This is a genomic window from Noviherbaspirillum sp. (assembly GCF_036563305.1).
In the GTDB taxonomy this organism is placed as follows: domain Bacteria; phylum Pseudomonadota; class Gammaproteobacteria; order Burkholderiales; family Burkholderiaceae_D; genus Noviherbaspirillum.
Genome location: NZ_DATCMQ010000016.1, coordinates 130,458 through 156,367, shown reverse-complemented (window position 1 = coordinate 156,367; position 25,910 = coordinate 130,458). Strand labels below are relative to the sequence as shown.

Here is a 25,910-nt window from a genome sequence, read left to right as displayed (position 1 = left end):
TTGCCATCTCCCCTCCCCATGATAGTCCTCGGCGTTGAATCCTCCTGTGACGAAACCGGCATGGCGTTGTACGACACACAACGCGGGCTGCTGTCGCATGCCCTGCATTCGCAGGTCGCGATGCACGAAGAGTACGGCGGCGTCGTTCCGGAACTGGCCTCGCGCGACCACATCCGACGTGCGCTGCCGCTGCTGGAACAGGTGCTGGCGCAGGCGCATGTGGAACGGTCGGCGATCGATGCCATTGCGTACACCCAGGGACCGGGACTTGCCGGCGCGCTGCTGGTCGGCGCCTCGGTTGCCTGCGGCCTGGGGCTGGCGCTGGATCGGCCGGTACTCGGCGTCCATCATCTGGAGGGGCACCTGCTGTCGCCGCTTCTGGCCGGCGATCCGCCGGAATTTCCGTTTGTCGCACTGCTGATCTCGGGCGGACATACGCAGCTGATGCGGGTCGACGGCGTCGGCCGTTACGCGCTGCTCGGGGAGACCGTGGACGACGCCGCGGGCGAGGCGTTCGACAAGTCGGCCAAGCTGCTCGGGCTGGGCTATCCCGGGGGACCGGCGCTGTCGCGCCTCGCGGAGTTCGGCGACAGCGGCGCCTACAAGTTGCCGCGTCCGATGCTGCATTCGAAAGACCTGAATTTCAGTTTCTCTGGACTGAAGACGGCAGTGCTGACGCTGGTGAAGAACCAGACGACCAACCTGTGCGAGCAGGACAAGGCCAACATCGCGCGCGCCTTCGTCGACGCCATCGTCGATGTGCTGGTGGCGAAAAGCCTCGCCGCACTCAAGCAGACGGGGTTGCGGCGCCTGGTGATCGCCGGCGGTGTCGGCGCAAACGCGCAGCTGCGCGCGGCACTCAACGATGCAGCCCAGCGCAGGCGATTTCGCGTCCACTATCCGGAGCTGCAGTTCTGCACGGACAACGGCGCGATGATCGCGCTGGCGGGAGCGTTGCGCCTGCAGCGCAATCCGGATGCCGCAACCCGCGACTACGGATTCAACGTGCGCCCGCGGTGGCCGCTCGACGAGTTGCCCGCCGCCTGACGCGCGTCAGTCCCCGGTCGGCGACAGCTGGAACGACTTGACCCGCTTCCAGGCCCGCAACTCGTCCACCAGCCGCGGCAGGCTGTCGGTCTGGGTTCCGCGCAACACCATCCGGTACTCGAAGGAGCAGCCGTCGTCCAGCACCCGATAGCTGATATTGGCGATCCTGAAACCGTGCCCTTCCAGCATGCTGCGCACCTCGGCCTCCGGCACCGCATCATCCCGGTCGAAACGCAGATGATGATGGACAAAGATCTGCGACGGCATGCGGCGCTCGATCCAGCGAAACAGCGACAGGATGCCGAGCGTCAGTGCGGTGGCCAGCACGGCGGGCAGGTAGAAGCCGATCCCCATGAGGACACCGATCGCCGCCGTCATCCAGATCGACGCCGCGGTGGTCAGCCCGCGCACGCTCAGCCCTTCCTTGAAGATCACCCCGGCGCCGAGAAAGCCGATGCCCGTCATGATGCCCTGCGCCATGCGGGTCGGATCCGTGCGGATGGTCTCGGCCGGCATTCCCGGCAGCCATGTCGACTGATACAGCGTCACCAGCATCAGCAGGCTGGACGAGAGGCAGACCAGGGTGTGGGTGCGGAAACCGGCCGGCCGCGCATGATAGCTGCGTTCCAGCCCGATGGCTGCACCAGCCGCCAGGGCCCCGAGCAGGTGGACGGCAATTGCCGCGTAGTCGCTTTCCATGCATTCCCCGTGTAGGTCACTTATGCACAGGGTAAGCCGATGGTGCCCGAATGTATAGATGAAAAGCAACTTCGCGCCGGGGCGCCGCCAGTGGCCGGCACACCTCCGGCATGCTTCAGGCCTTCTTTTTGCTGCCGATGCGGCTTTCCTTCCCCGCCAGCAGGTTGGCGATGTTCTGCCGGTGGCGGTAGATGAGCAGCGCGCTCATGGCGAGCACGGCGAACAGCTGCGGCTCGACGCCGAACAGCAGGCCATAGTAGAACGGCGCAAATACGCTGGCCACGAGTGCGGCCAGCGACGAATACCGGAATGCATAGGCGATCACCAGCCAGGTGATCGCGGTCGCCAGCCCGAGCCAGCCATTCAGGCCGATCAGCACGCCGAGCGCGGTGGCCACGCCCTTGCCGCCGACGAAGCGGAAGAATACCGGCCACAAGTGCCCGACGAAGACGGCGATCGCCACCGCTGCGATGCCCGCGTCGCCGATGCCGAAACGGTCGGCAAAGAGCAACGCCAGCCATACCGCCAGCCACCCCTTCACCGCGTCGCCAAGCAAGGTGAGCGCCGCGGCCGCCTTGTTCCCGCTGCGCAGCACATTCGTGGCGCCGGGATTTTTGGAGCCGTAGGTACGCGGATCGGCCAGTCCGAACAGCTTGCTGACCACGACCGCAAAGGAAACGGAGCCCAATAGATAGGCGGCGACCGCAAACAGGACAGTATTCATTTTTCCCCTTTCAGATATTCCGGATGCACGCGCTCACTCTTCAAGCGCGCAATGGACAGGCCTGCCCGGCAGTACGGTGGTCAGGACCTTTGGGTCGATCCCGACCAGGTAGCCGCGGCGGCCGCCGTTGATATATATTTTTTCGAGCGCGAGGATGCTCTCCTCGACATACACCGGCATCGCCTTGCGGGTGCCAAACGGGGACGTGCCTCCCACCAGGAAGCCGGAGTGCCGGTTGGCGACCTCCGGCTTGCATGGCTCGACCGACTTGCAGCCGATCTGCCGCGCCAGGTTCTTGGTCGATACCTTGCGGTCGCCGTGCATCAGGACGATCAGGGGACGCGCGCCATCGTCCTGCATCACCAGGGTTTTCACGACGTGGTGCTCGTCGACCCCGAGTTCGCGCGCCGACACCGCAGTCCCGCCATGCTCCTCGTACGTGTAGGGATGTTCGGAGAAGCCGACGCCCTGCTTGCGCAGGAACTGCGTCGCCGGCGTCTCCGAGATGTGCTCTTTCTTTGCCATGTTGTATTCCGGAAGAGGCGCACATTATGCAGCAAGAGCGGCTTTTTGCGACCGCCTGATTGGAGCGGCGACAGCGTCCGTCAAACCGCCGTGCCCTTGAGACGGATCAATTTCATGACGCCCCTACCCGAGGCGCCTGCAGGCATCATGCGTGTTGCCCCTACCGCCCGGCATTGCCTGGGAAACACTTTTTGTGCACCGCACAAAAAGACCTTGACTTGTCGGGATCCGCCCCTAAAATAGGTTTTGTTGCGGCGCACAATAAACGCCGATCCCTTCGCTTACACCCACAGGAGCCCACCATGTTTACTCTGCCCGAACAGTTTTCCAACGCCGCCAAAGCCAATGTCGAAGCCCAGACCGCCATGCTGACCGCGCTCTTCGGCAAGGCCTTCGACAGCGTCGAAAAGGTCGTCGACCTCAACCTCAACGTCGCCAAGGCGTCCGTTGAAGACTCTGCCATCACCATGAAGCAGCTGCTGGCCGCAAAGGATCCCCAGGAATTCTTCTCGCTCAGCGCGGCACAGGCACAGCCGTCCGCAGCGAAGGCCATCGCTTATGGCCGCAGCCTCGCCGGCATCGCCTCCAGCGCGCAGGCGGAGTGGACCCGGACCGCCGAAGAACAGTTCGCCGAGACCGGCCGCAAGCTGTCCGCCCTGGTCGATGACGTGGCCCGCAACGCGCCCGCAGGGACCGAGAACGTAATCGCCATGTTCCGTTCGGCGATCGGCAACGCCAACGCCGGCTATGAGCAGTTCAGCAAGACGGGCAAGCAGGCGGCAGAAGTCATGGAAGCCAACATGAACACCGCGGTCAGCCAGTTCTCGCAGACGGCGGAAAAGGCCATGAAGACCGCCCGCAAGTAATCGCGCACGCTAAAAACAGAAAGGGCCGCTTGCGCGGCCCTTTCTGTTTCAGCACGTCCCGCCTCAGATGGTGGTCACGACATAGGTTGCAGCGAAGGTCGCCGCCACCAGCGCGAGGTAGGACAGGGTTGGGTAGCGATCCATGTCAGGCACCGGAAATTGCAGAAGGAAGATGCAATGTAGCAAGGCTGGACCCGTTTCAAACTGACTTAAACCAAGGGTTTTTACCCGTCTGTTCGCGCAATCGCAAATGCCGTCAGCGCCTCATTCTGCATCGTTTGTCCCTTCGTCCCGTAACGTCTTCATGCGCAGGATGTAGATGCTTACGCCGGCGCCGACCGCGGCCAGCGCCACGACCACTGCCATCTCGCCGACCAGGTACATGGACCAGGCGAGCGACGGCCACATCAATCCCAACGTAATCAGTTTTGCACGCATCGGCATGCCCCTGCGGCTTTCGATGTTGTGCAGGTATTCGCCGAACAGGCGGTTCTGCAGCAACCAGCGGTGCATCCGCTCCGAGCCCCGCAGGAAGCAGGCGGATGCCAGCAGCAGGAACGGCGTGGTCGGCACCAGCGGCAGGAAAATCCCGATCACCGCGAGCACAACGGCGACGCATCCAACCAGGTTCAGCAGGAACTTCATCGCCGGCTCCCGTTCACTTCATCCACGCGGATGGTGCTGCGCATGCAGCGTCTTGAGCCGCTCCCGCGCAACGTGGGTGTAGATCTGGGTGGTCGAGATGTCGGCGTGGCCAAGCAGCAGCTGGACCACGCGCAGGTCGGCGCCGTGGTTGAGCAGATGGGTCGCAAATGCGTGGCGCAAGGTATGCGGCGACATGGGCGCGTTGATCCCGGCCTTGCCCGCATACTTCTTGATGAGGGTCCAGAACATCTGGCGCGTCATCGCCGCGCCGCGACCGGTGACGAACAGGGCGTCATCCACTTGTCCATTGAGAATTGCCGGCCTTCCATCCTTCATGTAGCGCTCGATCCAGCCGCGCGCCTCCTCCCCGAACGGCACCAGCCTGGTCTTGCCGCCCTTGCCGTGAATGCGCAGGACGCCCTCGTTCATGCCAAGCTCGACTGTCTTGAGCAGCACCAGTTCCGACACCCGCAGGCCGCTCGCATACATCAGCTCCAGCATCGTGCGGTCGCGCAGCCCGAGGGGCACGGCAACGTCGGGTGCGGCCAGCAGGGCTTCCACCTGTGCCTCCGACAGCGTCTTCGGGAAACGCGGCGGCTGCTTGGCCGAGCGCAGCTTGAGGCAGGGATCCGCACTCACCCGGTTCTGCCTCAGGGCCATCTGGTAGAAACGCTTGAGCACGGCGAGGCGGCGGTTGGCGGAGGTCGCCTTGGACTCCGCATGACGCGCAGAGAAATAGGCGTTGATGTCGTCCGCCTGCACCGCGTACAGCAGCTTGTCGCGGTCGGCGTGCAGCCACTGCGCGAACAGCGACATGTCGCGCCGGTACGCGTCGAGGGTGTTCTTCGCCAGTCCGTCTTCCAGCCACAAGGTATCGCAGAACTCGTCGATGGCGGCAAGGTTTGCCGCTTGCGTGTCGCTCATCCGTAGACCTTCACGCCTTCGTGGGAAAGCAGCCAGCGTTTCACGCCGAGATGAAAGCCGGTTTCGTCGTCATGGTTTGAAAAGCCGCCGAGGCCGCCGGCGGCAGTGACGCGATGGCAGGGAATGATGAGCGGGAACCAGTTGGCGCCGCAGGCCTGGCCGACTGCGCGCGGCGCGGAGCGGATCTGCTTTGCTACGTCGCCGTAGGTCAGCACCTGGCCGCGCGGTATCGCGGCAATCGCCTGCCAAACGCGCTGCTGGAATGCCGTGCCGGCCGGCGCCAGCGGCAGCGAAAAGCGGAAATCCGGTTCGCGCAGGTAGCGGCTTACCTGCAGTGCCGCCTGCTCGGCGACCGCGTCGACCGGCGCCTGCGCGGAGAAACTCCGGGGCAGGTACACCAGTTCGCGCACCCGGTCGGCCGAGGTACGGATGCCGACCGCGCCGAACGGCGCCTCGACAATGGCAGAAAAAAGGGAAGCGGTGGCGGGATTCATCCGCGTAGGATAAATCAAATCCGGTGCGGCGCGGTTGCGCGCTGCTCCGACACGACGCTGCAGAAATGCCAATCGGCGCGCCCGTCTGCACGGAGCGCGCCGATTGTTTGCCGACCGGTTGTCGACGGTGCTGTCAGCCGGGGCCGTCCGCCGGTTCTTACTCCACGAACGCTTCCTCGCGCTTCTTGCGGAGCGCCGGAGTGAGCACGACGATCAGTGCCAGCGCCGACAGGATCAGCATCGTGGCGCTGATCGGACGCTGCAGGAAGACCATCGGATCCGAGCGCGACAACAGCAGCGCACGGCGCAGGTACTCTTCCATCATTGGGCCGATGATGAATCCCAGCAGCATCGGCGCCGCCTCCATCTCCAGCTTGGCGCAGATGTAACCGAACAGACCGAACAGCGCCATCAGCCAGACATCGAATTCGCTGTTGTTGAGGCTGAACACGCCGATCGCGCAGAACACCAGGATGCAGGGATACAGGAAATGGTACGGCACCATGATCATGCGGACCCACAGGCCGATCATCGGCAGGTTCAGGACGATCAGGAAGAAATTGCCGATCCACATCGAGGCGATGATGCCCCAGAACAGCTGGGGCTGTTCCGTCATCACTGCCGGGCCGGGCTGGATACCCTGGATGATCATGGCGCCGATCATCAGTGCCATCACTGGGTTCGACGGGATACCGAGCGTCAGCATCGGGATGAACGAGGTCTGCGCGCCGGCGTTGTTGGCCGCTTCTGGCGCCGCAACGCCTTCGATCGCGCCTTTTCCGAACTGGGCGGAATTCTTCGACACCTTCTTCTCGATCGAGTAGGACGCGAACGAAGACAGCATTGCGCCGCCGCCCGGCAGGATGCCGAGCGCCGAACCCAGCACGGTGCCGCGCAGGATCGGCGCGACGATGCGCTTGAGGTCGTCCTTGGTGGGCATCAGGCCCTCCACCTTCTTGACCAGCAAGGTCCGGTTCTCCTCATGCTCGAGGTTGCGAATGATCTCGCCCAGGCCGAACATGCCCATTGCCACCACGACGAAGTTGATGCCGTCGGCAAGCTGCGGCAGGTCGAAGGTGTAGCGCGGCGTACCGGAGTTGACGTCGGTGCCGATCAGGCCGAGCAGCAGGCCGAGGATGATCATGCCGATGGCACGCAGCAGCGAGCCGTGCGCCAGCACGACGGAGGCGACCAGGCCGAGCACCATCAGCGAGAAGTATTCGGCGGGGCCGAAACTCAGCGCAACTTCCGCCAGCGGCGGTGCAAACAGCGCCAGCAGGAAGGTCGCCACCGTACCGGCGAAGAACGAGCCGATGGCCGACGTCGCCAGCGCCTTGCCGGCGTGGCCCTGCCGCGCCATCTGGTATCCGTCGATGGCGGTCACGACCGATGAGGACTCGCCTGGAAGGTTGACCAGGATTGCCGTGGTGGAGCCGCCGTACTGCGCGCCGTAATAAATACCGGCCAACATGATCAGTGCCGACACGGGCGGCAGCGAAAACGTCGCCGGCAGCAGCATTGCAATGGTTGCCGTCGGGCCGAGGCCCGGGAGAACGCCCACGGCAGTGCCGAAAAACACGCCGAGCAGGCAGTACATCAGGTTGGTAAGGGTAAGGGCGGTATCGAAACCGATTGCCAGGTTGCTGAAGATTTCCATTCTGTTCTCCGATCAGGCACCGAGCCAGGGGCCGACCATGGGCATCGGCAGTCCGAGTCCCTTGACGAACACCAGCACGCAGAAGATGGCCATGCCTACCGCGAGCAGCAGATACGGACCGACGCGAAATTTGGCATTGGCCAGGCCGCCGAGCATGACCAGAACGATGATTGCTGCGACCAGTCCGGCCTGGCGCACCAGCACGCCGAACAATGCGCTGCCCACGAGGACGAGGATGGCGCCCTTGACCGCGAAGTTACGCGGCGCCTCGCCGCCCTTGATCAACGATCGCAGCAGCGAGATGACGCCGATCACGGCGAGCAAACCGCCGAGTATGGTCGGAAAATACGCCGGGCCCATACGACCGGCCGTGCCCATCGAGTAGTCCTGGCCGATGTAGACCGCGGCCAGGCCGAAAAAGATGAAAATAACCCCGGCCCAGAATTCCTTGGGGTTTCGGATGAACGATGCCACAGTGCTCTCCTCCTGAAATTGCAATCGTTGGTTGGGAAATGTTCTGTGCGGCGCCGACATCGCGACCGTGTTCGTACCACACACAAAAAGGCGGAGCCCGGTTGCCCCGCCTTTTTTTAAGACCCGTATTGTGTCATGCGGGGCTTAATCCGCATACACGCCCGCTTTCTTGATGATCGGGCTCCACTTCTCGATCTCGGCCTTCAGGAACGCGCGATGCGCCTCCGGCGTCGCGCGATTCTCCGCCACCGGCTCGGTGCCGAGTTCACCGAATCGCTGCTTCACGTTGCTGTCCTTGAGCGCGGCCTGCAGCGCCTTCGCCACCGTGTCGACGACCGGCTTCGGGGTGCCCTTCGGCGCGTACATGCCATGCCAGACGGCGACTTCGAACGTGCCGAGGCCCGCTTCCGCGGTGGTCGGGATGTCCGGCAGCGACGGCACGCGATTCTTGGTGGTCACTGCGTAGGCCTTGATCTTGCCGCTCTTGATCTGGCTGGTGGTATTGGTGGTCTGGTCGCACATGAAATCCACCTGGCCGCCGAGCAGGTCGTTCATTGCGGGGCCGGTGCCCTTGTACGGCACCGTGGTCAGCTCGGTGTCGATCGCGCTCATGAACAGCATGCCGCACAGGTGCGAGGCCGAGCCGACGCCGGCGTTCGCATAGGTCACCTTGGCCTTGTTCGCCTTCACGTACGACACCAGTTCCTTGAAGTCCTTGGCAGGGAAATCCTTGCGGGCGACAAAGGTCATCGGGACGTCGGTAATCAGGCCGATGGGTTCGAAACCGTCGATGGCATTGAAGCTCAGCTTGCGATACAGGGACGGCGCAGTCGAGTGGCCGATATGATGAAGGAGCAGGGTGTAGCCGTCAGGGTCCGCCTTGGCCACGCGCGCAGCACCGATGGTGCCGCCTGCGCCGCCGACGTTCTCGACGATGACCTGCTGGTTCAGCGTCTTGCTCATTGACTGTGCGACGAGGCGGGCGACGGTGTCGGTCGGCCCGCCGGCTGCGAACGGCACGATCACGGTGATCGACTTGGTCGGATAGCTCTGCGCGTAGGCGGCGGTGCTGGCGATCAGCGCCAGGCCGACAGCCAGGCGCAAGGACTTGATAGGCATGTTTGCTCCTCTGTAATAATAGTTAGGCGAATGCCGCGGGGGAATTCAACAGGCCCGGTGCTACAAGCCGGACTGCTCCGGAATTCGTCCACGCGACCATGCTGCGTTCGCCTTGCGATTATCACCAAGGGCTACATGTTTAACAACTGTGGAAACCCGCAACATGCGCCTGCGCGGGGACGCGCCGGGCCCCGCTCCTGCTTCGCTACTTCACCAGCAGCACCGGCATCTCCGCGAGATGGATCACCTTCGTCGCCACCGAACCCATCAGCAGGCTGCCGATGCCCGACAATCCGCGCGTGCCGATCACGATCTCGTCGCAGCCCTGCTCGCGGCCGTAGCGAGCAATCACTTCGGCCGGCTCGCCGACGAACAGGTGATGGGTGTAGGGAATGCCGGCGGCGTCGAGCTTCTCGCGCGCGACGGCCAGGGTCTTCATGCCCTCGTCGTGGTGATACTGCTTGACCTGTCCCGCATCGACAAAACCGCTGACGCTGCCGTGCAACGGATATTGCACATTGACCAGCAGGACCTGGTAGTCATGCTTTGCCGAGGACACGCGCTTGACAACATGATCGACGGCGCGCAGCGCGCTGTCGGAACCGTCAACCGCCAACAGGATCTTTTGCATATTTTTCTTCTCCGCGAGAAAGATTGAGGAAGTTGAAACCGGATCAGCGTCCCGGACCTTCGCCGGGCTGTTTCTCCCGCGCGAGATCCTCGAGCGGTTCGGCGGCAGGCTCGGCCCGGCTGGCGATCAGCTTGCCCACGACGATCACCAGGATGGCGCCGATGGCGTGCGCGATCCACAAGGCGTACGGCACGTTGGCGTCGAACCAATCCTTGACGGCGACGTCCGTCACCGCCATGCCGCCGGCGATCCAGCCCAGCAGCGCGCCGCCGAGCACGACGACGATCGGGAAACGGTCCATCAGCTTGATGACGAGCTGGCTGCCCAGCATGATGATCGGGATCGACAGCAGCAGGCCGAACACGACCAGGAACTTGCTGTCGCCCGCCGCGCCGGCAATCGCGATCACATTGTCCAGGCTCATGACGGCGTCGGCGACGATGATGGTCTTGATCGCCGCGAACAGGGTGGCGCCGGCCTCGATGTTATGGCCGCCCTCGTCCGGCTCGGGAAGCAGGAGCTTGACGCCGATCCACAGCAGCAGCGCGGCGCCGATCAGCTTGAGGTAGGGTACGGCGAGCAACGTGACGGCGAACATGATGAGGATGACGCGCAGCCCAATGGCCCCTGCCATGCCCCAGAGGATGCCGAGGCGCCGCTGATGTTCAGGGAGGCGGCGGCAGGCCAGGCCGATGACGACGGCATTGTCGCCGCCAAGGACGATGTCGATGGCAACGATCTGCAGGAGGGCCACCCAGAACTGCGGAGTGTTGAAATCCATGATTACCTTTTTATTTGAAGCGTGGATGGGATGATTCGGGTGAGGATACGCCGACTGCGGGAGCCGCGGGGACGCGGCCAGCGCACGAGTATACAAAATCACCACATCGATTAGACCGAACCATCCCTGCGGAAAATACGCAGAAGATCAAAAAAATGGTGCGCCGCGCCCCGGAAACAACAAGGGCTGCCTCCGCCGGCGGCGGGTGCAGCCCTTGGGAGGGAAGCGGATCAGTTGATCTCGAGCTTGATCCCCTGCTTCTTCACCAGGTTGCGCATCTTCTCAAGTTCGGTGCGGATTTCGGCACCGTGCTCGGCTGGCAGATTGCCGACCGGTTCCGCGCCGCTGGTCTTCAACCGCTCCTTCACCTCCGGCATGGCCAGTACCTTGACTGCCGCGGCGTGCACCTTGCGGATGATGTCTTCCGGCGTTTTCGCGGGCGCGACGAGGCCGTACCAGGCCGGGTCGTTCACCTGCTTCAGGCCGATCTCGGCGAAGGTCGGCACGTTCGGCAGCGCGTCCAGGCGCTTGTTCCAGGCGATGGCGAGGGCACGCAGCTTGCCCGACTGTATGTGCGACATCGACGAGGGCAGATTGTCGAACATCATGTCCACCTGTCCGCCGAGCAGGTCGTTCAGCGCGGGTCCCGCGCCGCGGTAGGGGATATGCAGGATGTAGGTGCCGGTCGCGAGCTTGAACTGTTCGCCCACCATGTGCTGGATGCTGCAGGTACCCGAGGTGGCGTAGTTCAGCTTGCCGGGGTTCTTCTTCACATGGTCGAGGTAGCCCTTGAAATCCTGGGCCGGGAACGCCGGGTTCACGGTCAGTACGTTCGGGGTGCGCGCGAGGTTGGTGACCGGCGCGAAGTCGGCGATCGGGTCGTATCCCAGCTTCGGGTTGCAGGCGGCGTTGACCGCATGGGTCGAGATCGTGGAGATGCCGAACGTGTAGCCGTCCGGCTCCGCCTTCGCGATTGCTGCGGCGCCAATGCTGCCGCCGCCACCGCCGCGGTTCTCGATCACGACCGGCTGTCCGAGCTCCTTGCCGAGCCGGTCGCCCACGATGCGGGCGACGATATCGGTAGTGCCGCCGGGTGCAAACGGCACGATGATGCGGATCGGCTTGTTGGGATAGGACTGGGCGCTGGCCGAAGCGGCCACCACCAGGGATGCGATCAGTGAAGCCGCAAGTCGGGTCAATTTCATCAGGGTCTCCTGTTGTTGATTATGAAAGGCATCGGGAAGCGCACTGCGCAGCCAGCGGAGGCTTTAGCAAGCTTTGCGCCACCCGGGGGAAAACGTTTTCAGCGGCAGCGGCAAGGCGCCTGCGTCGTGTCCGGCGCCGCATGCGAGCGGAATTCCGCACGCTTGCCGGCCGTTTTTCCGGAAAAGCGGACAGCTCAACGCTGGCCGTGGGCCACTTCCTTGTTGACCGAGGATATCAGTTCCTTGCCGATCCGGGTTTCGAGATCACGCTGCACCGGCAGCAGCGCCTCGCGCCACGCCGCCGCCTCCCGCTCGCTGAGGACATAGACGACGCTCTTGCCGGACCTGCGCACCGCGTCGAGCGCGGCGTCGTTCTCCTGCTGGGCGATGGTATTGGCGTAGCGGGTGGCCTCCTTCATCGCCGCGTCGAGCGCGGCGCGGATGTCACCGGGCAGGCCGTCCCAGAACTTCCTGTTGACGATGACCGCATAGCCGAGATAGCCGTGGTTCGATACCGTCACATGCTTCTGCACCTCGTACATCTTCTGGGTGTAGAGGTTGGAGGGCGGGTTCTCGGTGCCGTCGACGACGCCGGCCTGGAGCGCCTGGTAGACCTCCGAGAAAGCCATGGCCTGCGGTATGGCGCCGAGGGTGCGCATCTGGGCGTCCAGCACCTTCGATGGCTGGATGCGCATCCGGGCTCCCTGGAAGTCCGCCGGCATGCGCAGGGGGCGGTTGGCCGACATCACCTTGAATCCATTGTCCCAGTACGCAAGACCGGTGATGCCCTTGGCTTCCAGCTTCTTGAACAGCTCGCGGCCGACCGGTCCTTGCGTCACGCGGTACAGGGCTTCCCGGTTCGGGAAGATGTAGGGCAGGTCGAACAGCTCGAACTCCTTGATGCCGAACGGTCCGAACTTGGCGAGGGAAGGCGCCAGCATCTGCACCGCGCCAAGTTGCAGGGCCTCAAGTTCTTCCTTATCCTTGTACAGCACGCTGTTGGGATAGACTTCGACCTTCACCCGCCCGGCGGTTGCCTTTTCGGCAAGCTCCTTGAACCGGTTGGCCGCCTTGCCTTTCGGCGTGTCGTCCGCAACCACGTGGCTGAATTTGATGACGATCGGCCCCTGCGCATACACGTTCGTGGCCGCGAGGGCCGCTGCGAGCAGGAACAGCGGTATTCTTGATTTCATGCTTGTCTCGGCGTCGGCGGTGAATCAGGCGATGTCGCCAGCGTATGCTTATGTGCCCCATTGTCACAATCGCACGGACCCCGATCAAGTGTGGATAACCACAAGACCCGCCGGCAGCCGCGGCTGCGCGCCATGAAGCCCCTTGAAACCGGCACCGCCGTGCTGCGCAGGCTTGCGTCCGCCGTCCCCAGCCGCCGCCAGGCCTGGCGATGGCTGCTGCCCATCCTGCTGGTCTTTCTCTTTCTTTCCACCCTGCTCTGGCTGCCCTGGCAGACGCAGCGCATGGAGTCCAACGAGCGCCAGGAGCAGCTGATCGCCGACACGCTCTGGGTGGAGCAGACGATCCGTTTCCAGCTGGGCCGCAACGAGGAGAACCTGCGCCTGCTGGCGAGCGAGATCGCCTCCAACTATCTCACCGAGCGGCGCCTGCGGGACCGCCTGCTGGCGCTCACCCGGAACAACCGCGAACTGACCCGCATCGCCCACTTCAACGCCGGCGGCGAAGCCGTGCTGTCGACCGACGACAGCGCGCTGACCGTCGCCGACTATTCCTTCCAGTCGCGCTCGGCCTGGCAGCTCGCACGGGAAACCCGTACCCCCCGATACAGCCATCCCGCGCCGCCCCCCGGCCTCGCCGGCCCGATGATGATCGACTATCACGTACCGGTGTTCGCCGGCGAACAATACCTCGGCACCCTGATTGCCAGCTATTCGGTTGCCAGCATCCTTGCCGAGATGGTTCCCTGGTGGTTTGCCCAGGAAAACCAGATCACGGTCGTGGACCAGGACGACGCCGTGATCGAGCGTCGCGCGGCGGGCGGACCCGGGCGCGGCGTGTATACCCACCGACGCGCGCTCGACCTGCCAGGCGCCAACCTCGCGCTGCGCACCGACAGCGTCAAGGGCGAGCCCAAGCTGCTGCCCAGCCTGCTGGTCGGCTCGGTGATCGCGCTGTCGATCGGCCTGCTGTGGAGCCTGTGGGCCCTGTGGCGCGACATCAACCGGCGGCTGGCAGCCGAAGGCGCACTGCGGGAGCAGGTGGCATTCCGCAGCGCCATGGAAAACTCGCTGGTGACCGGCCTGCGCGCACGCGACCTGAATGGCCGCATCACCTACGTCAATCCGGCGTTCTGCGAAATGGTCGGAATTCCGGCCGAGGAACTGGTCGGCAAGTCGCCGCCGATGCCCTACTGGGCACCGGAAGCGATGGACGAATACCAGCAGCGCTTCACCCAGGTCCTCGCCGGCACCGTGACGCCGCAGTTCGAGACCATCTTCGTGCGTACGAACGGCGAACGCTTCCCGGTGCTGATCTTCGAATCGGCGCTGGTCGACGAGAGCGGCCGGCAGACCGGCTGGATGGGTTCGATCCTCGACATCTCGGACCGCAAGCATGTGGAAGACCTGAACCGCCGGCAACAGGAGAAACTGGAAGCCAGCGCGAGGCTGGCGACCATGGGCGAGATCGCCTCGACCCTTGCGCACGAGCTGAACCAGCCGCTGGCCGCGATATCCAGCTACACCACCGGCGCGCTGAACATGCTTGCGAGGCGGCCGGATTCGGCGTCCGTGCCCGAGCTGGACCTGCTGCGACCCGCACTGGAAAAGGCCAGCACGCAGGCCCAGCGGGCCGGACAGATCATCCGCAGCGTGCACACCTTCGTGAAACGCCGCGAGCCGACCCGGGAGCCGGTCACCGTCAATGCGCTCGTCGAGAGCGTCGCCCCCCTGGTCGAGCTGCAGGCCAACCAGTTCTTTGTCGTGATCCATACCGACATCGCCCCCGGACTGCCGATGATCCTGGCCGACCGCGTGATGCTGGAGCAGGTCCTGCTCAACCTGACGCGCAACGGCATCGAGGCGATGCAGCGCGTCGCGCCGGAGCGGCGCGTGCTGCGCATCGGGGCGCGCACGGACCGCGGCGGGGCAAACGTCGTGATCGACATCGTCGACCGCGGCCACGGCATACCCGCCGACGTGGCCGAGCGGCTGTTCTCGCCATTCTTCTCGACCAAGGCGGAAGGCATGGGCATGGGCCTGAAGATTTGCCGGACCGCGGTGGAATTCCACGGCGGGACCCTCGTCCACGAGGACAATCCGGGCGGCGGCACGATCTTCCGGTTCACGTTGCCGGCGCACGGCGAAAGCATGATGCCGCCCGGGCGGGATTCAAGGATAATCGACAGCCGCGACGCGGGCCGGGTGTAAAACCGGCCGCCTACGGGCCTACCAGACAACATCGCGTGCACCGAGGAGACGGAATGCTGCATATAGTCGACGATGAAGAAGCCATCCGGGATTCCCTGACCTGGCTGGCGCAATCGCGTGCCATCGCCAGTGCCGCCTACGAGAGCGGCGCCGCCTTCCTGCAGCGGCTGGATACGGACGGGAGCTTCGATCCACAAGGCGAGTGCATCCTGCTCGACGTGCGCATGCCGGACATCAGCGGCGCCGCGCTGTTCGACACCCTCGCCTCGCGCGGACTGACAAAACGTCTGCCGGTGATTTTCCTCACGGGCCATGGCGACGTCCCGATGGCGGTCGACACCCTCAAGCGCGGCGCCTTCGATTTCTTCGAGAAGCCGTTCAACGACAACAAGCTGATGGATCGGGTGCAGGAGGCCCTGCTGTCGTCGCAGGAAGCCGGCGCGGTTGCCGAAATCACCTCGCGCCTGCAGACCCTGTCCATCCGTGAGCGCGAAGTCCTCGACCTGATCCTCGCCGGGAAGATGAACAAGGTGATCGCCGACGAGCTCGGCATCAGCATGCGGACAGTGGAAGTGCACCGCGCGCACATCTTCGACAAGATGAACGTGAAGACCGCGGTGGAGCTGGCACGCCTGCTGAAGTAGATTCGCCTGCACCGGCAGCGGGACGCTTGAAACACCGCTACCATCGTGGCTTGGCCCTCACCCCTCCGCATCGCTCGTCAACATGCCCATCGCCGCCCTGCTGTTCCCGGATTTCTCGCTGATCCTGCTCGGCTTCCTGCTGATGCGTTTCACCGACTGGGGAACGAGCTTCTGGAGCGGCCTGGAGAAGCTGGTCTACTACTACCTGTTCCCCGCGCTGCTGTTCTACTCCACGGCCCGCACGCCGTTTGATTTCGCCGCCAGCGGCGGCATGCTCCAGCTGGCGCTGGCGGCGACCCTCGCCGCGGTCGCGCTCGGCTGGCTGGCAAAGCCGATATTCAGGGCGGGGCCGATGATGTTCGAATCCGGCGTACAGACGGCGTTCCGCTTCAATTCCTACATTGCCCTGGCGATTGCTTCCCGCCTGGCCGGCGACAAGGGCACCACCCTGATGGCGCTCATCATCGGCTTCGCGGTCCCCCTGTGCAACATGGCCGCGGTGCATGCCTTGGTGCACAAGGGCGGCGGTCTGCTGGTGGAACTGGCGAAGAATCCGCTGCTGGTCGCCACCGCCGGCGGGCTGTTGTTCAACCTGGCCGGCCTCCATCTGCCGGACATCATCGGCGCGACGCTGCAGCGCATGGCGAATGCCTCCATTGCACTTGGCCTGATCGCGGTCGGCGCCGGCCTGCGGCTGTCCGGCCTGAAGGAGGCAAAGGGCATGGCGGCCTACTTCATCGCCGTCAAGCTGCTGGCGCTGCCCGCGATCGGCTACCTCGCCGGCCGCCATGCCGGCCTGCCGCCGCTGCAGCTGCAGATCCTGGTTCTCTTCTGCGCGATGCCGACCGCGTCCAGCGCATACGTGCTGGCCGCGCGCATGGGCGGCAACGGCCCCTATGTTGCCTTCGTGATCTCGGCCGGAACGGTCGCCTCGCTGTTCACGCTTCCGCTGTGGCTGGCGCTCGCCAGCTGAGCGAGCCCCCACGCCACATGCTCGCGCACCAGCGCTGACGGATGATCCGCGCGGGCGCGCAGGGCATCGACGATTTCCGCCGCATCGCCGCCGGCGCGCAAGGCATTGCCCAGCCCGACAGCGAGATTGCGCAGCCAGCGCTCATGCCCGATGCGCCGGATCGGGCTGCCCTCCAGGCGACGGTTGAATTCCTCCCCGCTCCAGCCGAACAGCGCAACCAGCGTCGGCCGGTCCAGGCCGTTGCGCACCGCGAAATCCGGCACATCGGCATGCCGGGCGAACTTGTTCCAGGGGCAGACCAGCTGGCATTCGTCGCAGCCGTACACGCGGTTGCCGATCAGCGGCCGCAGCTCGGTCGGGATACTGCCTTTCAGCTCGATCGTCAGGTACGAGATGCAGCGCCGGGCATCCAGCCGGTATGGCCCGAGGATCGCCTGCGTCGGACAGACGTCGATGCAGGCTGTGCACTGGCCGCAGTGGTTGCCACCGGGGGCGTCGACGGGCAGCGGCAGGTCGGTATAGATCTCGCCAAGGAAGAACATCGAGCCGGCGCTGCGGTTCAGCAGCAGCGTATGCTTGCCGCGCCAGCCGATGCCGGCCTTCTCCGCCAGCGCCACCTCCATGACCGGGGCGGAGTCGGTGAACACCCGGTGGCCGAAATCGCCGATCTCCTGCCGGATCCGGTCCGCCAGCTGCTGCAGGCGGGCGCGCAGCACCTTGTGATAGTCGCGGCCGCGCGCATACACGGAAACCACGGCATTGGCGGGCCGGGCGGCGTGCCGCTCTTCCGCGCCGCGCCAGTCCGCCGCCGACGACGACGGCAGGTAGTCCATGCGGGCAGTGATGATGCGCACCGTGCCCGCCACCAGTTCCGCCGGGCGCGCGCGCTTCATTCCATGGGCTGCCATATAATCCATCTCGCCGTGGAATCCCGCGTCCAGCCAGGCCTGCAGTCCCGGTTCCGCATTCGACAGGTCGGCATCGGCGATGCCGACCTCGGCGAAGCCCAGCTCCCGACCCCATGCCTTGATGGTCAGTGCAAGCGTGTTCAGTTTGTCATCTGGGAGGTTCATCGCGGGCAGCGCGCGCGGCAGTCGCCGCGGCAAACCGGCGCCGGAGCGGCGCCGCAAAACAGTCATTTTACGAGATGCAGCGATATCAGACCCATTTGCACGACGAAGCGGCCACGGCCGCCCTTGGCGCCGCGCTGGCGCGCGCGCTGGCGCCCGGCCTTGCGATCTACCTGCACGGCGACCTCGGCGCCGGCAAGACCGCGCTGACCCGTGCCATGCTGCACGCCGCCGGCCACAACGGCCACGTCAAGAGCCCGACCTACACCCTGGCGGAACCCTATTCCGTGCGGATCGGCAGCGAGACCGTGGAACTGGTCCATTTCGACCTCTACCGCCTGGCAAGCGGCGAGGAATTCCTTGATGCCGGGTTTCGTGAGTATTTTGGCAAGCGCAGCATCTGCGTCGTCGAGTGGCCGGAAAAGGCCGAGGGGGTGTTGCCCCCGCCTGACATTGAAATGCACCTCGGCATCAAAGGTGAGGGTCGTGATATAGAATTACGGGCATTGTCTGCCCAGGGTTCTCAATGCCTCGATCGTCTGAAATTCGCGTCCAGCCTGTAAAGTCCAAGGCGACCTCGAGATCGCGCCGCACCATCATCAAAGCCGGCGGCACCCTGCTCCTTTCCGTTTTTGCATCCCTTCCGGCCCGTGCCGCGCAAATCCTTGCGGTGCGCGTCTGGCCGGCCGACGACTATACCCGCGTCACGCTGGAAAACGACAGCAACCTGAAGGCGACGCATTTCATCGTCAAGGATCCGGAGCGCCTGGTGGTCGATATCGAAGGCCTGGAGCTCAGCACGACGCTCAAGCAGCTGGTCGCCAAGATCCAGTCCAATGACCCTTACATCCGGCAGGTGCGCGTGGGCCAGAACCGGCCGAACGTGGTGCGCCTCGTGTTCGACCTGAAGGAAGAGATCAATCCGCAGGTCTTCACCCTGCCCCCGGTCGGCGAATACCGCCACCGGCTGATCTTCGACCTCTACCCGGTCGCGCCGCCCGACCCGATCGCGGCGCTGATCGAGAAGGGCGAGTGGTCGCGCGAGCGGGCGCCCGACGCCGCTGCCGACAACGAACGCGAACCGAAGCAGGCCGCCGGCCCGGCGGCGGAAACCCCGTCGGCAAAGACCGAGCCGCCCGAGGAAAAGGCCCAGTCGCTGACGCGGATGGTGACGATTGCGCTCGACCCCGGCCATGGCGGCGAGGACCCCGGCGCCGTCGGGCGCGGCGGCAGCCGCGAGAAGGACGTGGTGCTGGCGATCGCCAAGCGGCTGAAGAACCGCATCGAGCAGCTACCCAACATGCGCGTAATGCTGACGCGCGACGGCGACTATTTCGTCCCGCTGCATGTCCGCGTGCAGAAGGCGCGCAAGGTGCAGGCCGACCTCTTCGTGTCCATCCATGCGGATGCCTGGATCGAGCCGACGGCGCGCGGTTCCTCGGTATTCGTCCTGTCCGAGAAAGGCGCGTCCTCCACCGCCGCCCGCTGGCTGGCGAACAAGGAGAACGCCGCCGACCTGATCGGCGGCGTCAACATCAAGTCGCATGACCGCCAGTTGGCAAGCGTCCTGCTGGACCTGTCCACGACGGCCCAGATCAACGACAGCCTGAAGGTCGGCAAGGCGGTGCTGGCGGAGATCAGCGGCATCAATCGCCTGCACAAGCAGGCAGTCGAACAGGCCGGCTTCGCCGTGCTCAAGGCGCCCGATATTCCCAGCATCCTGATCGAAACGGCCTTCATCTCGAATCCCGAGGAAGAAGCCAAGCTGACCGATGACGCCTACCAGGACCGGATGGCGGACGCGGTGCTGAAGGGCATTCGCAAATACTTCGCAAAAAATCCCCCGCTGGCCAAGAACCGCATGACCTAGCACCCCTGCACGGCTTGCCTCTTTGACAGCTGGAACGGAAGTGTCTAAGTAGAAATACCAAGGTGAGCGCACCGCGGAAGTGCGTTCTAATACCGACATCAAGGACCTGCCGGGGAACGCGCCGGCGGGCGCACGCGTCATCCGGCCGGATGTACTGATACAAGTATCAAGGGAGAGTCATGAAATTCCGTCACCTTCACATCGGCGCCCGCCTCGGGCTCGGCTTCGGGCTCGTCCTGGTTCTGCTCGTCGGCCTCGCGCTGGCCAGCCTGTCAGGCATGGCAATGATCCACGGCAGCCTCGACAAGGTCATCAATGAAAACGACGTGATCATCAAGCACCTGAACGACATGCGGCGTTCGGTGATGCAGGTCGCCGTGTCGGTGCGTAACGTGTCGGTGATGACGAACGAGGATGACGTGCTGGCCGAGGTCAAGCAGATCGAGACCGCCAACGCGCAGTACCAGCAGAGCGCGGGCGCGCTTGGCGCGATGATCCGCGACGATGCCGGCAAGTCGCTGCTGGCGAAGGTCGACCAGGGCCGCGCGGCAACCGCGCCAGGCGTCGAAAAGGCGACCGCGCTGGCGAAGAAGCAAGGCGACGTGATCCCGGTCCTGCTTTCCAGCGTGGTGCCGCAGCAGAAGCAATGGCTGGCGGCGATGGACGAGATGATCAGCCACCAGGAGCAGGAGGCCAGGCGCACCGTCGCGGAGACCGGCACGGATTACGACAATGCGCGCCTGCTTACGGTCGCGCTAGCCGCCCTCGCGTTGCTGATCGGCGTGTTTACGGCGTGGTTCGTCACCCGCAGCATCACTGCGCCCTTGCGCGGGGCGGTGGAAGTCGCGCGTCGCGTCGCCGACGGCGACCTGACCGCGGCGGTGAAAGTCGAGTCGAACGACGAGACCGGGCAGTTGCTCGCCGCCCTGCGCGACATGAACGACAGCCTCGGGCGCATCGTGAGCCAGGTGCGCGCGGGTACCGACACCATCACCATCGCCTCGGCGGAGATCGCTTCCGGCAACGCCGACCTGTCGACCCGCACCGAGGAGCAGGCCGGGTCGCTGCAGGTCACGGCTTCCTCGATGGAGGAGCTGACTGCCACCGTGAAACACAACGCCGACAACGCTTCCCAGGCCAACCGTCTCGCTGCGACGGCGTCCGAAGTTGCGCTCAAGGGCGGCGCCGTGGTGTCGCAGGTCGTGGAGACGATGGGCTCGATCAATGATTCGGCAAAGAAGATCGTCGACATCATCGGCGTCATCGATGGCATTGCCTTCCAGACCAACATCCTCGCACTGAACGCGGCCGTCGAAGCCGCCCGCGCGGGTGAGCAGGGCCGCGGCTTTGCCGTCGTTGCAGCGGAAGTCCGCAGCCTGGCCCAGCGCTCGGCCGGCGCCGCAAAGGAGATCAAGTCGCTGATCAGCGATTCGGTGGAAAAGGTCGGCACCGGTTCACGCCTGGTCGACCAGGCGGGCAGCACGATGGAGGAAGTCGTGTCCAGTGTCCGGCGCGTCACCGACATCATCAGCGAGATCACCGCGGCCAGCCAGGAACAGACCGCCGGCATCGAGCAGGTGAACCAGGCGATCAGCCAGATGGACAATGTGACGCAGCAGAACGCGGCGCTGGTGGAAGAAGCGGCAGCAGCGGCCGCTTCCATGCAGGACCAGGCGCGCCAGTTGTCGGCAGTGGTGAGCGTGTTCAAGGTGCCGGGGAACAGCGCCTCCTCCCTGTCGTCCGGCGCATCGCCGGCCCGCGCGGCGGCAAGGGTGGCAGCGCCGCCGCCGGCGCGCGTTCCCGCACGGGCGGCAAGCGCTCCGCCGGTCGTGAAGGCAGCGCGCGCGCCCAGGCAACTGCCTGCGGCGGCCCCCACTGCGGGCGATGGGGACTGGGAAGAATTCTAGGCTCCGCAATGATGTCCTGGCCGGCCCGTCACCGGATGCTGCGGCCGGACCATCCGGATGCCGCATCCGATCTCGCCGCTGAAAGGACCAGCCCATGCAAGCCAGCACTGCCCTCGTCGCACCGGACGCCACTGCCGCTGCCCTCGCCAGCGAGTTCCTCGCCTTCACGCTCGGCCAGGAGGAATACGGCATCCATATCCTGAAGGTCCAGGAGCTGCGCGGCTACGAGACGCCGACGCGCATCGCCAACGCGCCCGAGTACATCAAGGGCGTGGTGAACCTGCGCGGCATCATCGTCCCGATCATCGACATGCGGATCCGCCTCAATCTCGGCGCACCGACCTACGACCAGTTCACCGTCGTCATCATCCTCAACGTCGCGGGGCGAACGATAGGAATGGTGGTCGACAGCGTATCCGACGTCATTATGCTGTCGCCCGAACAGGTAAAGCCGGCGCCGGAAATGGGCACGGCGCTAAAGACTGATTACCTGATCGGCCTCGGCACGCTGGATCAGCGCATGGTCATCCTGGTCGATATCGACAAGCTGATGTCAGGCAGTGAACTGGGACTGATCGACACGCTCGGTTCCTGAGCATCCTGCGCGTCAACTTGCGCAGGCGGACGGTGCGGCCGGAACGACTGGCGCACCCATGCCGATCGCCACGACGACAACCGGGACCGCGTCGAGGCATTGCACAACTTGCATGCCTGCGCCGATTGATCTGGCGGAATTCCATACCGCGTTGCAAGCCCTGACGCGCACGGCAAATCCCGGGCAGGCGGGCGAGACGCGCCGCGCCCCGGCGCTATAATCCCGACATGAACGCTCCGCACTCGCCCTTCCGGCCGATCCAGGCCCTGCCCGACCAGCTGATTTCGCAGATCGCCGCCGGCGAAGTGGTCGATCGTCCGTCGGCGGTGGTGAAGGAGCTGCTCGAAAACGCACTGGACGCGGGGGCAACCCAGGTCACCGTGAAGCTGGAGGAAGGCGGCGTCAAGCGTATTGCGATCATCGACAACGGCAGGGGCATTCCGCCCGACCAGATGCCGCTGGCGCTGGCGCGTCACGCGACCTCGAAGATCGCCAGCCTGGCCGACCTGGAAAACGTCGGCACGCTCGGCTTCCGCGGCGAGGCGCTGGCGTCGATCGCGTCGGTCGCCCAGCTGACCCTGACTTCCCGCACCGACGGCGCGCCGCACGCATGGGAACTGGCGGGGGTATCGGGTGCGCAGGCAGCGCCTGCATCCGGCACGATCGGCACCACCGTTGATGTGCGCGACCTGTATTTCAACACCCCGGCACGGCGCAAGTTCCTCAAGTCGGAGCAAACCGAATTCGGCCACTGCGCGGAAGTGGTGCGCAGGATTGCGCTGTCGCGTCCCGACGTGACCTTCTCGCTGTCGCACAACGGCAAGACCGTCGATCACTGGAATGCAAGCGAGGTCGACAAGCGCAGCGCGCATATCCTCGGCCAGGAATTCGCCGCAGCGCGCCTGCCGCTGGACGAATCCGCCGGGCCGCTGCGCCTGCATGGATTCGTCGGCCTGCCCACGGCATCCAAGTCGCGGGCCGACGGCCAGTACTTCTATGTGAACGGCCGCTTCGTCCGCGACAAGCTGCTCACGCATGCGGTGCGTGCCGCCTACCAGGATGTGCTGCACGGCGACCGCTACCCCTGCTACATGCTTTGCCTGGACCTCGATCCCGCGCTGGTCGACGTGAACGTTCATCCCTCGAAGATCGAAGTCCGCTTCCGTGACAGCCGCGCGGTGCACCAGTTTGTCTTCCACGCGGTCAACCGCGCCCTGGCCCAGACTTCCGCGGCTGCGCAGGGAGAAGGACCGGCGCCCGCCCTCCCGGCGCCCGGCCGGCTGCCCTGGATGCGGGAACCGCAGCAGGCATCGTTCGCGCCGCAGTTCGCCGCCCGCTCAGCGCCCGCCGGCGTCGCCCAGGACCTGGCCAGTTACGGCGCGCTGTTCGGGAGCGTTCCCCTGCCCGCCGCGGGCGACGCGACGCCGGCGATTGCCGCGGCACCCTTGCCGCCCGCTGCGCAATCGCTTCCGGATGACGAGTTCCCCCTCGGCTTCGCGCTCGCGCAACTGCACGGGATCTACGTGCTCGCGCAGAACCGGGCCGGCCTGGTGCTGGTCGACATGCACGCCGCCCACGAGCGCATCCTCTACGAGCAGCTGAAGAACGCACTCGACGCCGACGCCATGCAGGTGCAGCCGCTGCTGATCCCGGTCACCTTCTACGCCGATCCGGTCGAAGTCGGCACCGTCGAGGAGAATGCCGGCGCGCTGCAGGCGCTTGGCTTCGACATCACGGCACTGTCGCCCACCACGCTGGCGGTACGGGCCATACCCGCGCTGCTGAAGAACGCCGACGCGCAGTCGCTGGCGCGCGATGTGCTGCGCGACGTCCGCGAGTTCGGCGGTTCGCGGGTGCTGGTCGAGCGCCGCAATGAAATGCTCGCCACGCTTGCCTGCCACACCGCGGTGCGCGCCAACCGCGCCCTGACGCTGCCGGAAATGAATGCCTTGCTGCGCCAGATGGAAGCGACCGAGCGCGCCGACCAGTGCAACCATGGCAGGCCGACCTGGGCCCAGCTGGCGCTGGCCGACCTCGACAGGCTGTTCCTGCGCGGACAGTAAGGCGTGGCTACGCATCCTCCATTCGCGGTCGCCATCATGGGCCCGACTGCCTCCGGCAAGACAGCCGCAGCGCTCGCGCTAGCGCGCCGCATCCCCTCCGAAGTCATTTCCGTCGACTCCGCCCTGGTGTACCGCGGGATGGATGTCGGCACCGCGAAACCGAGTGCGGCCGAACGGGCCGCGGTTCCCCATCATCTGATCGACATCCTTGACCCGCTCGACGCCTACTCGGTGATGCAGTTCCGCCAGGATGCACTGCGCCTGGTCGAGGAGATCGCAGGGCGCGGCCGCCTGCCGCTGCTCGTCGGCGGCACCATGCTCTACTTCAAAGGCCTGCGCGACGGGCTCGATGCCCTGCCCCAGGCGGACCCCGGCTTGCGCGCCAGGCTCGAGCGCGAGGCCGGGCAGCTCGGCGTTCCTGCGCTCCATGCGCGCCTCGCCCTGGTCGACCCCGATAGCGCAGCCCGCCTCAATCCGAACGACAGCCAGCGCATACAGCGGGCGCTCGAAGTGCATGAACTGTGCGGCCGGCCCATGTCCGCGCTGCTGGCGCAGGCGCCGAGGACGACGCTGCCGTTCGATCTCCTGGCCCTGTCGCTCGAGCCGTCCGACCGCGGCGCGCTGCACGACCGCATCGCTGCGCGCTTCGACGCCATGCTGGCCGGCGGCGCCCTGCTCGATGAAGTCATGCGCTTGCGGGCGCGCGGCGATCTGCATCCCGGCCTGCCGTCGATGCGCTGCGTCGGCTATCGCCAGGCGTGGGAATACCTGGATCAGGAATACGACCGGGCGACGCTCCGGGAAAAGGGCATCGCCGCAACGCGCCAGCTGGCAAAACGGCAACTCACCTGGCTGCGCGCCATGCCCGAGCGCGTCGTGATCGATTGCCTGGAGCCGGACTGCAGTGCGCGGGTCGCCGAGGCGGTGATACAAAGACTGGATCGGAAGACTTGACAGGCTTTACGAGAGGCAGCATAATTTAGGGCTATTTCGCTGGTGATATAGCTCAGCTGGTTAGAGCACAGCACTCATAATGCTGGGGTCGGTGGTTCAAGTCCACCTATCACCACCAAAGGTTTGAAAGCCGCTGATTCGCATGAATCAGCGGCTTTTTCCTTTTCCGCATGGCATTCCTGCTGCCCGCCCTTTTCATTGCATCATTGGCGTCAGCCGCGCATTCTTCGCATCCAACCAATCCCGCCGTGCCAGCCAGACCGGATTCAGCTGTCTCCTGAGCATCGCGCCGGGACCCGGTGGCACCTTTTGCTCCACGCCTACCTGGCGGGGAAATCGAAGCGGTAGACGCCGGCATCCTGTCCGTCGCTGCGCACCGTGATCTCGATCCCGAACTGCATCTGCTCCGCGCTGCCGAACGACAGCTGCGCCAGACGCGCCGCACGCCCGGCGCTGAGCGAAAGCTGGCCCTGCTGGCTGATGCGCGAGACCCCGCCCGCGCCCTTGCAGTCGGCATTGAGCCTGAAACCAAGCAGGCTGTCCCTCATGCTCTGCGCATACGGCACCACCACCAGGTGCCCTGCTTCGCGCACGGTCTCCAGCCATACATGCACATGCCTTTGCACCGCATCCATGTCCATT

At 65.1% G+C, this 25,910-nt stretch carries 26 protein-coding genes and 1 tRNA gene; 12 read left to right on the top strand and 15 right to left on the bottom strand.

The genetic code is table 11. The features are described from left to right. Window positions 1-18 precede the first annotated feature (18 nt). Window positions 19-1,047, top strand: coding sequence for a tRNA (adenosine(37)-N6)-threonylcarbamoyltransferase complex transferase subunit TsaD (gene tsaD, locus VIM12_RS17155; RefSeq protein ID WP_331943866.1), 1,029 nt, complete (start codon window positions 19-21; stop codon window positions 1,045-1,047). A 6-nt stretch (window positions 1,048-1,053) separates the two neighbouring features. Here tsaD and VIM12_RS17150 read toward each other — a convergent pair whose 3' ends face one another. From VIM12_RS17150 to ybaK, 3 genes are all read right to left on the bottom strand, one after another. Beyond that, window positions 1,054-1,746 carry an MgtC/SapB family protein gene (locus tag VIM12_RS17150; RefSeq protein ID WP_331942884.1) on the bottom strand — a complete coding sequence of 231 codons (693 nt, stop codon included), beginning with the start codon at window positions 1,744-1,746 and terminating at the stop codon, window positions 1,054-1,056. A 115-nt stretch (window positions 1,747-1,861) separates the two neighbouring features. Further along, window positions 1,862-2,470, bottom strand: coding sequence for a glycerol-3-phosphate 1-O-acyltransferase PlsY (plsY, locus tag VIM12_RS17145; RefSeq protein ID WP_331942883.1), 609 nt, complete (start codon window positions 2,468-2,470; stop codon window positions 1,862-1,864). A 33-nt stretch (window positions 2,471-2,503) separates the two neighbouring features. Then, window positions 2,504-2,995 (bottom strand): Cys-tRNA(Pro) deacylase, encoded by a 492-nt coding sequence (gene ybaK, locus VIM12_RS17140; RefSeq protein ID WP_331942882.1) that lies wholly within the window; start codon window positions 2,993-2,995, stop codon window positions 2,504-2,506. A gap of 302 nt (window positions 2,996-3,297) precedes the next feature. Between ybaK and phaP the strand changes: the two genes are divergently transcribed. Then, window positions 3,298-3,861 (top strand): TIGR01841 family phasin, encoded by a 564-nt coding sequence (gene phaP / locus VIM12_RS17135; protein ID WP_331942881.1) that lies wholly within the window; start codon window positions 3,298-3,300, stop codon window positions 3,859-3,861. Between the two features lie 264 nt (window positions 3,862-4,125). On the opposite strand, the gene VIM12_RS17130 is transcribed toward phaP, so the two are convergent. The 10 genes from VIM12_RS17130 to VIM12_RS17085 all read right to left on the bottom strand — a co-directional run bounded on the left by VIM12_RS17130 (window position 4,126) and on the right by VIM12_RS17085 (window position 12,984). Continuing rightward, on the bottom strand, window positions 4,126-4,506 hold the full coding sequence (locus VIM12_RS17130; RefSeq protein WP_331942880.1) for a YbaN family protein: 381 nt from the start codon (window positions 4,504-4,506) through the stop codon (window positions 4,126-4,128). A gap of 18 nt (window positions 4,507-4,524) precedes the next feature. After that, the gene (xerD, locus tag VIM12_RS17125) at window positions 4,525-5,430 is read right to left on the bottom strand and encodes a site-specific tyrosine recombinase XerD (RefSeq protein ID WP_331942879.1); all 906 of its coding nucleotides are present in this window, start codon (window positions 5,428-5,430) and stop codon (window positions 4,525-4,527) included. Further along, the gene (locus VIM12_RS17120) at window positions 5,427-5,924 is read right to left on the bottom strand and encodes a methylated-DNA--[protein]-cysteine S-methyltransferase (protein ID WP_331942878.1); all 498 of its coding nucleotides are present in this window, start codon (window positions 5,922-5,924) and stop codon (window positions 5,427-5,429) included. The genes xerD and VIM12_RS17120 overlap by 4 nt, the downstream gene beginning before the upstream one ends. A gap of 157 nt (window positions 5,925-6,081) precedes the next feature. Next, window positions 6,082-7,581 (bottom strand): tripartite tricarboxylate transporter permease, encoded by a 1,500-nt coding sequence (locus tag VIM12_RS17115; protein ID WP_331942877.1) that lies wholly within the window; start codon window positions 7,579-7,581, stop codon window positions 6,082-6,084. A gap of 12 nt (window positions 7,582-7,593) precedes the next feature. Further along, a complete protein-coding gene (locus tag VIM12_RS17110; protein WP_331942876.1) occupies window positions 7,594-8,055 on the bottom strand; it encodes a tripartite tricarboxylate transporter TctB family protein in 462 nt (153 codons plus the stop codon). Between the two features lie 144 nt (window positions 8,056-8,199). Further along, window positions 8,200-9,174 carry a tripartite tricarboxylate transporter substrate binding protein BugD gene (locus VIM12_RS17105; RefSeq protein WP_331942875.1) on the bottom strand — a complete coding sequence of 325 codons (975 nt, stop codon included), beginning with the start codon at window positions 9,172-9,174 and terminating at the stop codon, window positions 8,200-8,202. A gap of 205 nt (window positions 9,175-9,379) precedes the next feature. After that, window positions 9,380-9,805: a universal stress protein gene (locus tag VIM12_RS17100; RefSeq protein ID WP_331942874.1), complete on the bottom strand. Its 426-nt coding sequence runs from the start codon at window positions 9,803-9,805 to the stop codon at window positions 9,380-9,382. Window positions 9,806-9,848: 43 nt separating this feature from the next. Next, the gene (locus VIM12_RS17095; protein ID WP_414691801.1) at window positions 9,849-10,586 is read right to left on the bottom strand and encodes a TerC family protein; all 738 of its coding nucleotides are present in this window, start codon (window positions 10,584-10,586) and stop codon (window positions 9,849-9,851) included. 230 nt (window positions 10,587-10,816) lie between these two features. Then, entirely contained in the window at window positions 10,817-11,791 is a 975-nt protein-coding gene (locus VIM12_RS17090; protein WP_331942873.1) for a tripartite tricarboxylate transporter substrate binding protein BugE, read from the bottom strand. 194 nt (window positions 11,792-11,985) lie between these two features. Next, complete coding sequence (locus VIM12_RS17085; protein WP_331942872.1) at window positions 11,986-12,984, bottom strand: TRAP transporter substrate-binding protein; 999 nt, start codon at window positions 12,982-12,984, stop codon at window positions 11,986-11,988. 132 nt (window positions 12,985-13,116) lie between these two features. On the opposite strand from VIM12_RS17085, the gene VIM12_RS17080 reads away from it, so the two are divergent. From VIM12_RS17080 to VIM12_RS17070, 3 genes are all read left to right on the top strand, one after another. Continuing rightward, entirely contained in the window at window positions 13,117-15,192 is a 2,076-nt protein-coding gene (locus VIM12_RS17080) for a PAS domain S-box protein (RefSeq protein ID WP_331942871.1), read from the top strand. Window positions 15,193-15,245: 53 nt separating this feature from the next. Further along, a complete protein-coding gene (locus VIM12_RS17075; RefSeq protein WP_331942870.1) occupies window positions 15,246-15,836 on the top strand; it encodes a response regulator transcription factor in 591 nt (196 codons plus the stop codon). 82 nt (window positions 15,837-15,918) lie between these two features. Further along, on the top strand, window positions 15,919-16,809 hold the full coding sequence (locus VIM12_RS17070; RefSeq protein ID WP_331942869.1) for an AEC family transporter: 891 nt from the start codon (window positions 15,919-15,921) through the stop codon (window positions 16,807-16,809). Here VIM12_RS17070 and queG read toward each other — a convergent pair. Then, entirely contained in the window at window positions 16,731-17,948 is a 1,218-nt protein-coding gene (queG, locus tag VIM12_RS17065) for a tRNA epoxyqueuosine(34) reductase QueG (protein WP_414691800.1), read from the bottom strand. The two genes, VIM12_RS17070 and queG, sit on opposite strands and share 79 nt — an antisense overlap. Before the next feature lie 8 nt (window positions 17,949-17,956). Between queG and tsaE the strand changes: the two genes are divergently transcribed. From tsaE to VIM12_RS17030, 7 genes are all read left to right on the top strand, one after another. After that, entirely contained in the window at window positions 17,957-18,442 is a 486-nt protein-coding gene (tsaE, locus tag VIM12_RS17060; RefSeq protein WP_331942867.1) for a tRNA (adenosine(37)-N6)-threonylcarbamoyltransferase complex ATPase subunit type 1 TsaE, read from the top strand. Then, window positions 18,406-19,749, top strand: a complete 1,344-nt coding sequence (locus VIM12_RS17055) for an N-acetylmuramoyl-L-alanine amidase (protein ID WP_331942866.1) — start codon at window positions 18,406-18,408, stop codon at window positions 19,747-19,749. Before tsaE ends, VIM12_RS17055 begins: the two co-directional genes overlap by 37 nt. Window positions 19,750-19,928: 179 nt before the next feature. Next, complete coding sequence (locus tag VIM12_RS17050; RefSeq protein ID WP_331942865.1) at window positions 19,929-21,656, top strand: methyl-accepting chemotaxis protein; 1,728 nt, start codon at window positions 19,929-19,931, stop codon at window positions 21,654-21,656. Window positions 21,657-21,750: 94 nt separating this feature from the next. Beyond that, a complete protein-coding gene (locus VIM12_RS17045) occupies window positions 21,751-22,251 on the top strand; it encodes a chemotaxis protein CheW (protein WP_331942864.1) in 501 nt (166 codons plus the stop codon). Window positions 22,252-22,478: 227 nt separating this feature from the next. Further along, a complete protein-coding gene (gene mutL, locus VIM12_RS17040) occupies window positions 22,479-24,314 on the top strand; it encodes a DNA mismatch repair endonuclease MutL (protein WP_331942863.1) in 1,836 nt (611 codons plus the stop codon). Between the two features lie 36 nt (window positions 24,315-24,350). Beyond that, entirely contained in the window at window positions 24,351-25,268 is a 918-nt protein-coding gene (miaA, locus tag VIM12_RS17035; protein WP_331943862.1) for a tRNA (adenosine(37)-N6)-dimethylallyltransferase MiaA, read from the top strand. Between the two features lie 41 nt (window positions 25,269-25,309). Continuing rightward, window positions 25,310-25,386 (top strand) — tRNA-Met (locus VIM12_RS17030). Between the two features lie 202 nt (window positions 25,387-25,588). Here VIM12_RS17030 and csgH read toward each other — a convergent pair. Further along, window positions 25,589-25,903 carry a curli-like amyloid fiber formation chaperone CsgH gene (gene csgH, locus VIM12_RS17025; RefSeq protein WP_331942862.1) on the bottom strand — a complete coding sequence of 105 codons (315 nt, stop codon included), beginning with the start codon at window positions 25,901-25,903 and terminating at the stop codon, window positions 25,589-25,591. Between the last annotated feature and the right edge of the window lie 7 nt (window positions 25,904-25,910).

What these genes read in the sequence shown, in the direction of transcription:
- VIM12_RS17115 (WP_331942877.1), bottom strand. Translation starts at nt 7,581, where the DNA reads ATGGAAATCTTCAGCAACCTGGCAATCGGTTTCGATACCGCCCTTACC.
- VIM12_RS17070 (WP_331942869.1), top strand. Translation starts at nt 15,919, where the DNA reads ATGCCCATCGCCGCCCTGCTGTTCCCGGATTTCTCGCTGATCCTGCTC.
- VIM12_RS17080 (WP_331942871.1), top strand. Translation starts at nt 13,117, where the DNA reads ATGAAGCCCCTTGAAACCGGCACCGCCGTGCTGCGCAGGCTTGCGTCC.
- phaP (WP_331942881.1), top strand. Translation starts at nt 3,298, where the DNA reads ATGTTTACTCTGCCCGAACAGTTTTCCAACGCCGCCAAAGCCAATGTC.
- VIM12_RS17050 (WP_331942865.1), top strand. Translation starts at nt 19,929, where the DNA reads ATGAAATTCCGTCACCTTCACATCGGCGCCCGCCTCGGGCTCGGCTTC.
- VIM12_RS17090 (WP_331942873.1), bottom strand. Translation starts at nt 11,791, where the DNA reads ATGAAATTGACCCGACTTGCGGCTTCACTGATCGCATCCCTGGTGGTG.
- VIM12_RS17130 (WP_331942880.1), bottom strand. Translation starts at nt 4,506, where the DNA reads ATGAAGTTCCTGCTGAACCTGGTTGGATGCGTCGCCGTTGTGCTCGCG.
- VIM12_RS17075 (WP_331942870.1), top strand. Translation starts at nt 15,246, where the DNA reads ATGCTGCATATAGTCGACGATGAAGAAGCCATCCGGGATTCCCTGACC.
- tsaE (WP_331942867.1), top strand. Translation starts at nt 17,957, where the DNA reads ATGCAGCGATATCAGACCCATTTGCACGACGAAGCGGCCACGGCCGCC.
- VIM12_RS17095 (WP_414691801.1), bottom strand. Translation starts at nt 10,586, where the DNA reads ATGGATTTCAACACTCCGCAGTTCTGGGTGGCCCTCCTGCAGATCGTT.
- VIM12_RS17085 (WP_331942872.1), bottom strand. Translation starts at nt 12,984, where the DNA reads ATGAAATCAAGAATACCGCTGTTCCTGCTCGCAGCGGCCCTCGCGGCC.
- VIM12_RS17045 (WP_331942864.1), top strand. Translation starts at nt 21,751, where the DNA reads ATGCAAGCCAGCACTGCCCTCGTCGCACCGGACGCCACTGCCGCTGCC.
- VIM12_RS17150 (WP_331942884.1), bottom strand. Translation starts at nt 1,746, where the DNA reads ATGGAAAGCGACTACGCGGCAATTGCCGTCCACCTGCTCGGGGCCCTG.
- csgH (WP_331942862.1), bottom strand. Translation starts at nt 25,903, where the DNA reads ATGGATGCGGTGCAAAGGCATGTGCATGTATGGCTGGAGACCGTGCGC.
- plsY (WP_331942883.1), bottom strand. Translation starts at nt 2,470, where the DNA reads ATGAATACTGTCCTGTTTGCGGTCGCCGCCTATCTATTGGGCTCCGTT.
- mutL (WP_331942863.1), top strand. Translation starts at nt 22,479, where the DNA reads ATGAACGCTCCGCACTCGCCCTTCCGGCCGATCCAGGCCCTGCCCGAC.
- miaA (WP_331943862.1), top strand. Translation starts at nt 24,351, where the DNA reads ATGGGCCCGACTGCCTCCGGCAAGACAGCCGCAGCGCTCGCGCTAGCG.
- VIM12_RS17100 (WP_331942874.1), bottom strand. Translation starts at nt 9,805, where the DNA reads ATGCAAAAGATCCTGTTGGCGGTTGACGGTTCCGACAGCGCGCTGCGC.
- VIM12_RS17055 (WP_331942866.1), top strand. Translation starts at nt 18,406, where the DNA reads ATGCCTCGATCGTCTGAAATTCGCGTCCAGCCTGTAAAGTCCAAGGCG.
- VIM12_RS17105 (WP_331942875.1), bottom strand. Translation starts at nt 9,174, where the DNA reads ATGCCTATCAAGTCCTTGCGCCTGGCTGTCGGCCTGGCGCTGATCGCC.
- ybaK (WP_331942882.1), bottom strand. Translation starts at nt 2,995, where the DNA reads ATGGCAAAGAAAGAGCACATCTCGGAGACGCCGGCGACGCAGTTCCTG.
- xerD (WP_331942879.1), bottom strand. Translation starts at nt 5,430, where the DNA reads ATGAGCGACACGCAAGCGGCAAACCTTGCCGCCATCGACGAGTTCTGC.
- queG (WP_414691800.1), bottom strand. Translation starts at nt 17,948, where the DNA reads ATGACTGTTTTGCGGCGCCGCTCCGGCGCCGGTTTGCCGCGGCGACTG.
- VIM12_RS17120 (WP_331942878.1), bottom strand. Translation starts at nt 5,924, where the DNA reads ATGAATCCCGCCACCGCTTCCCTTTTTTCTGCCATTGTCGAGGCGCCG.
- tsaD (WP_331943866.1), top strand. Translation starts at nt 19, where the DNA reads ATGATAGTCCTCGGCGTTGAATCCTCCTGTGACGAAACCGGCATGGCG.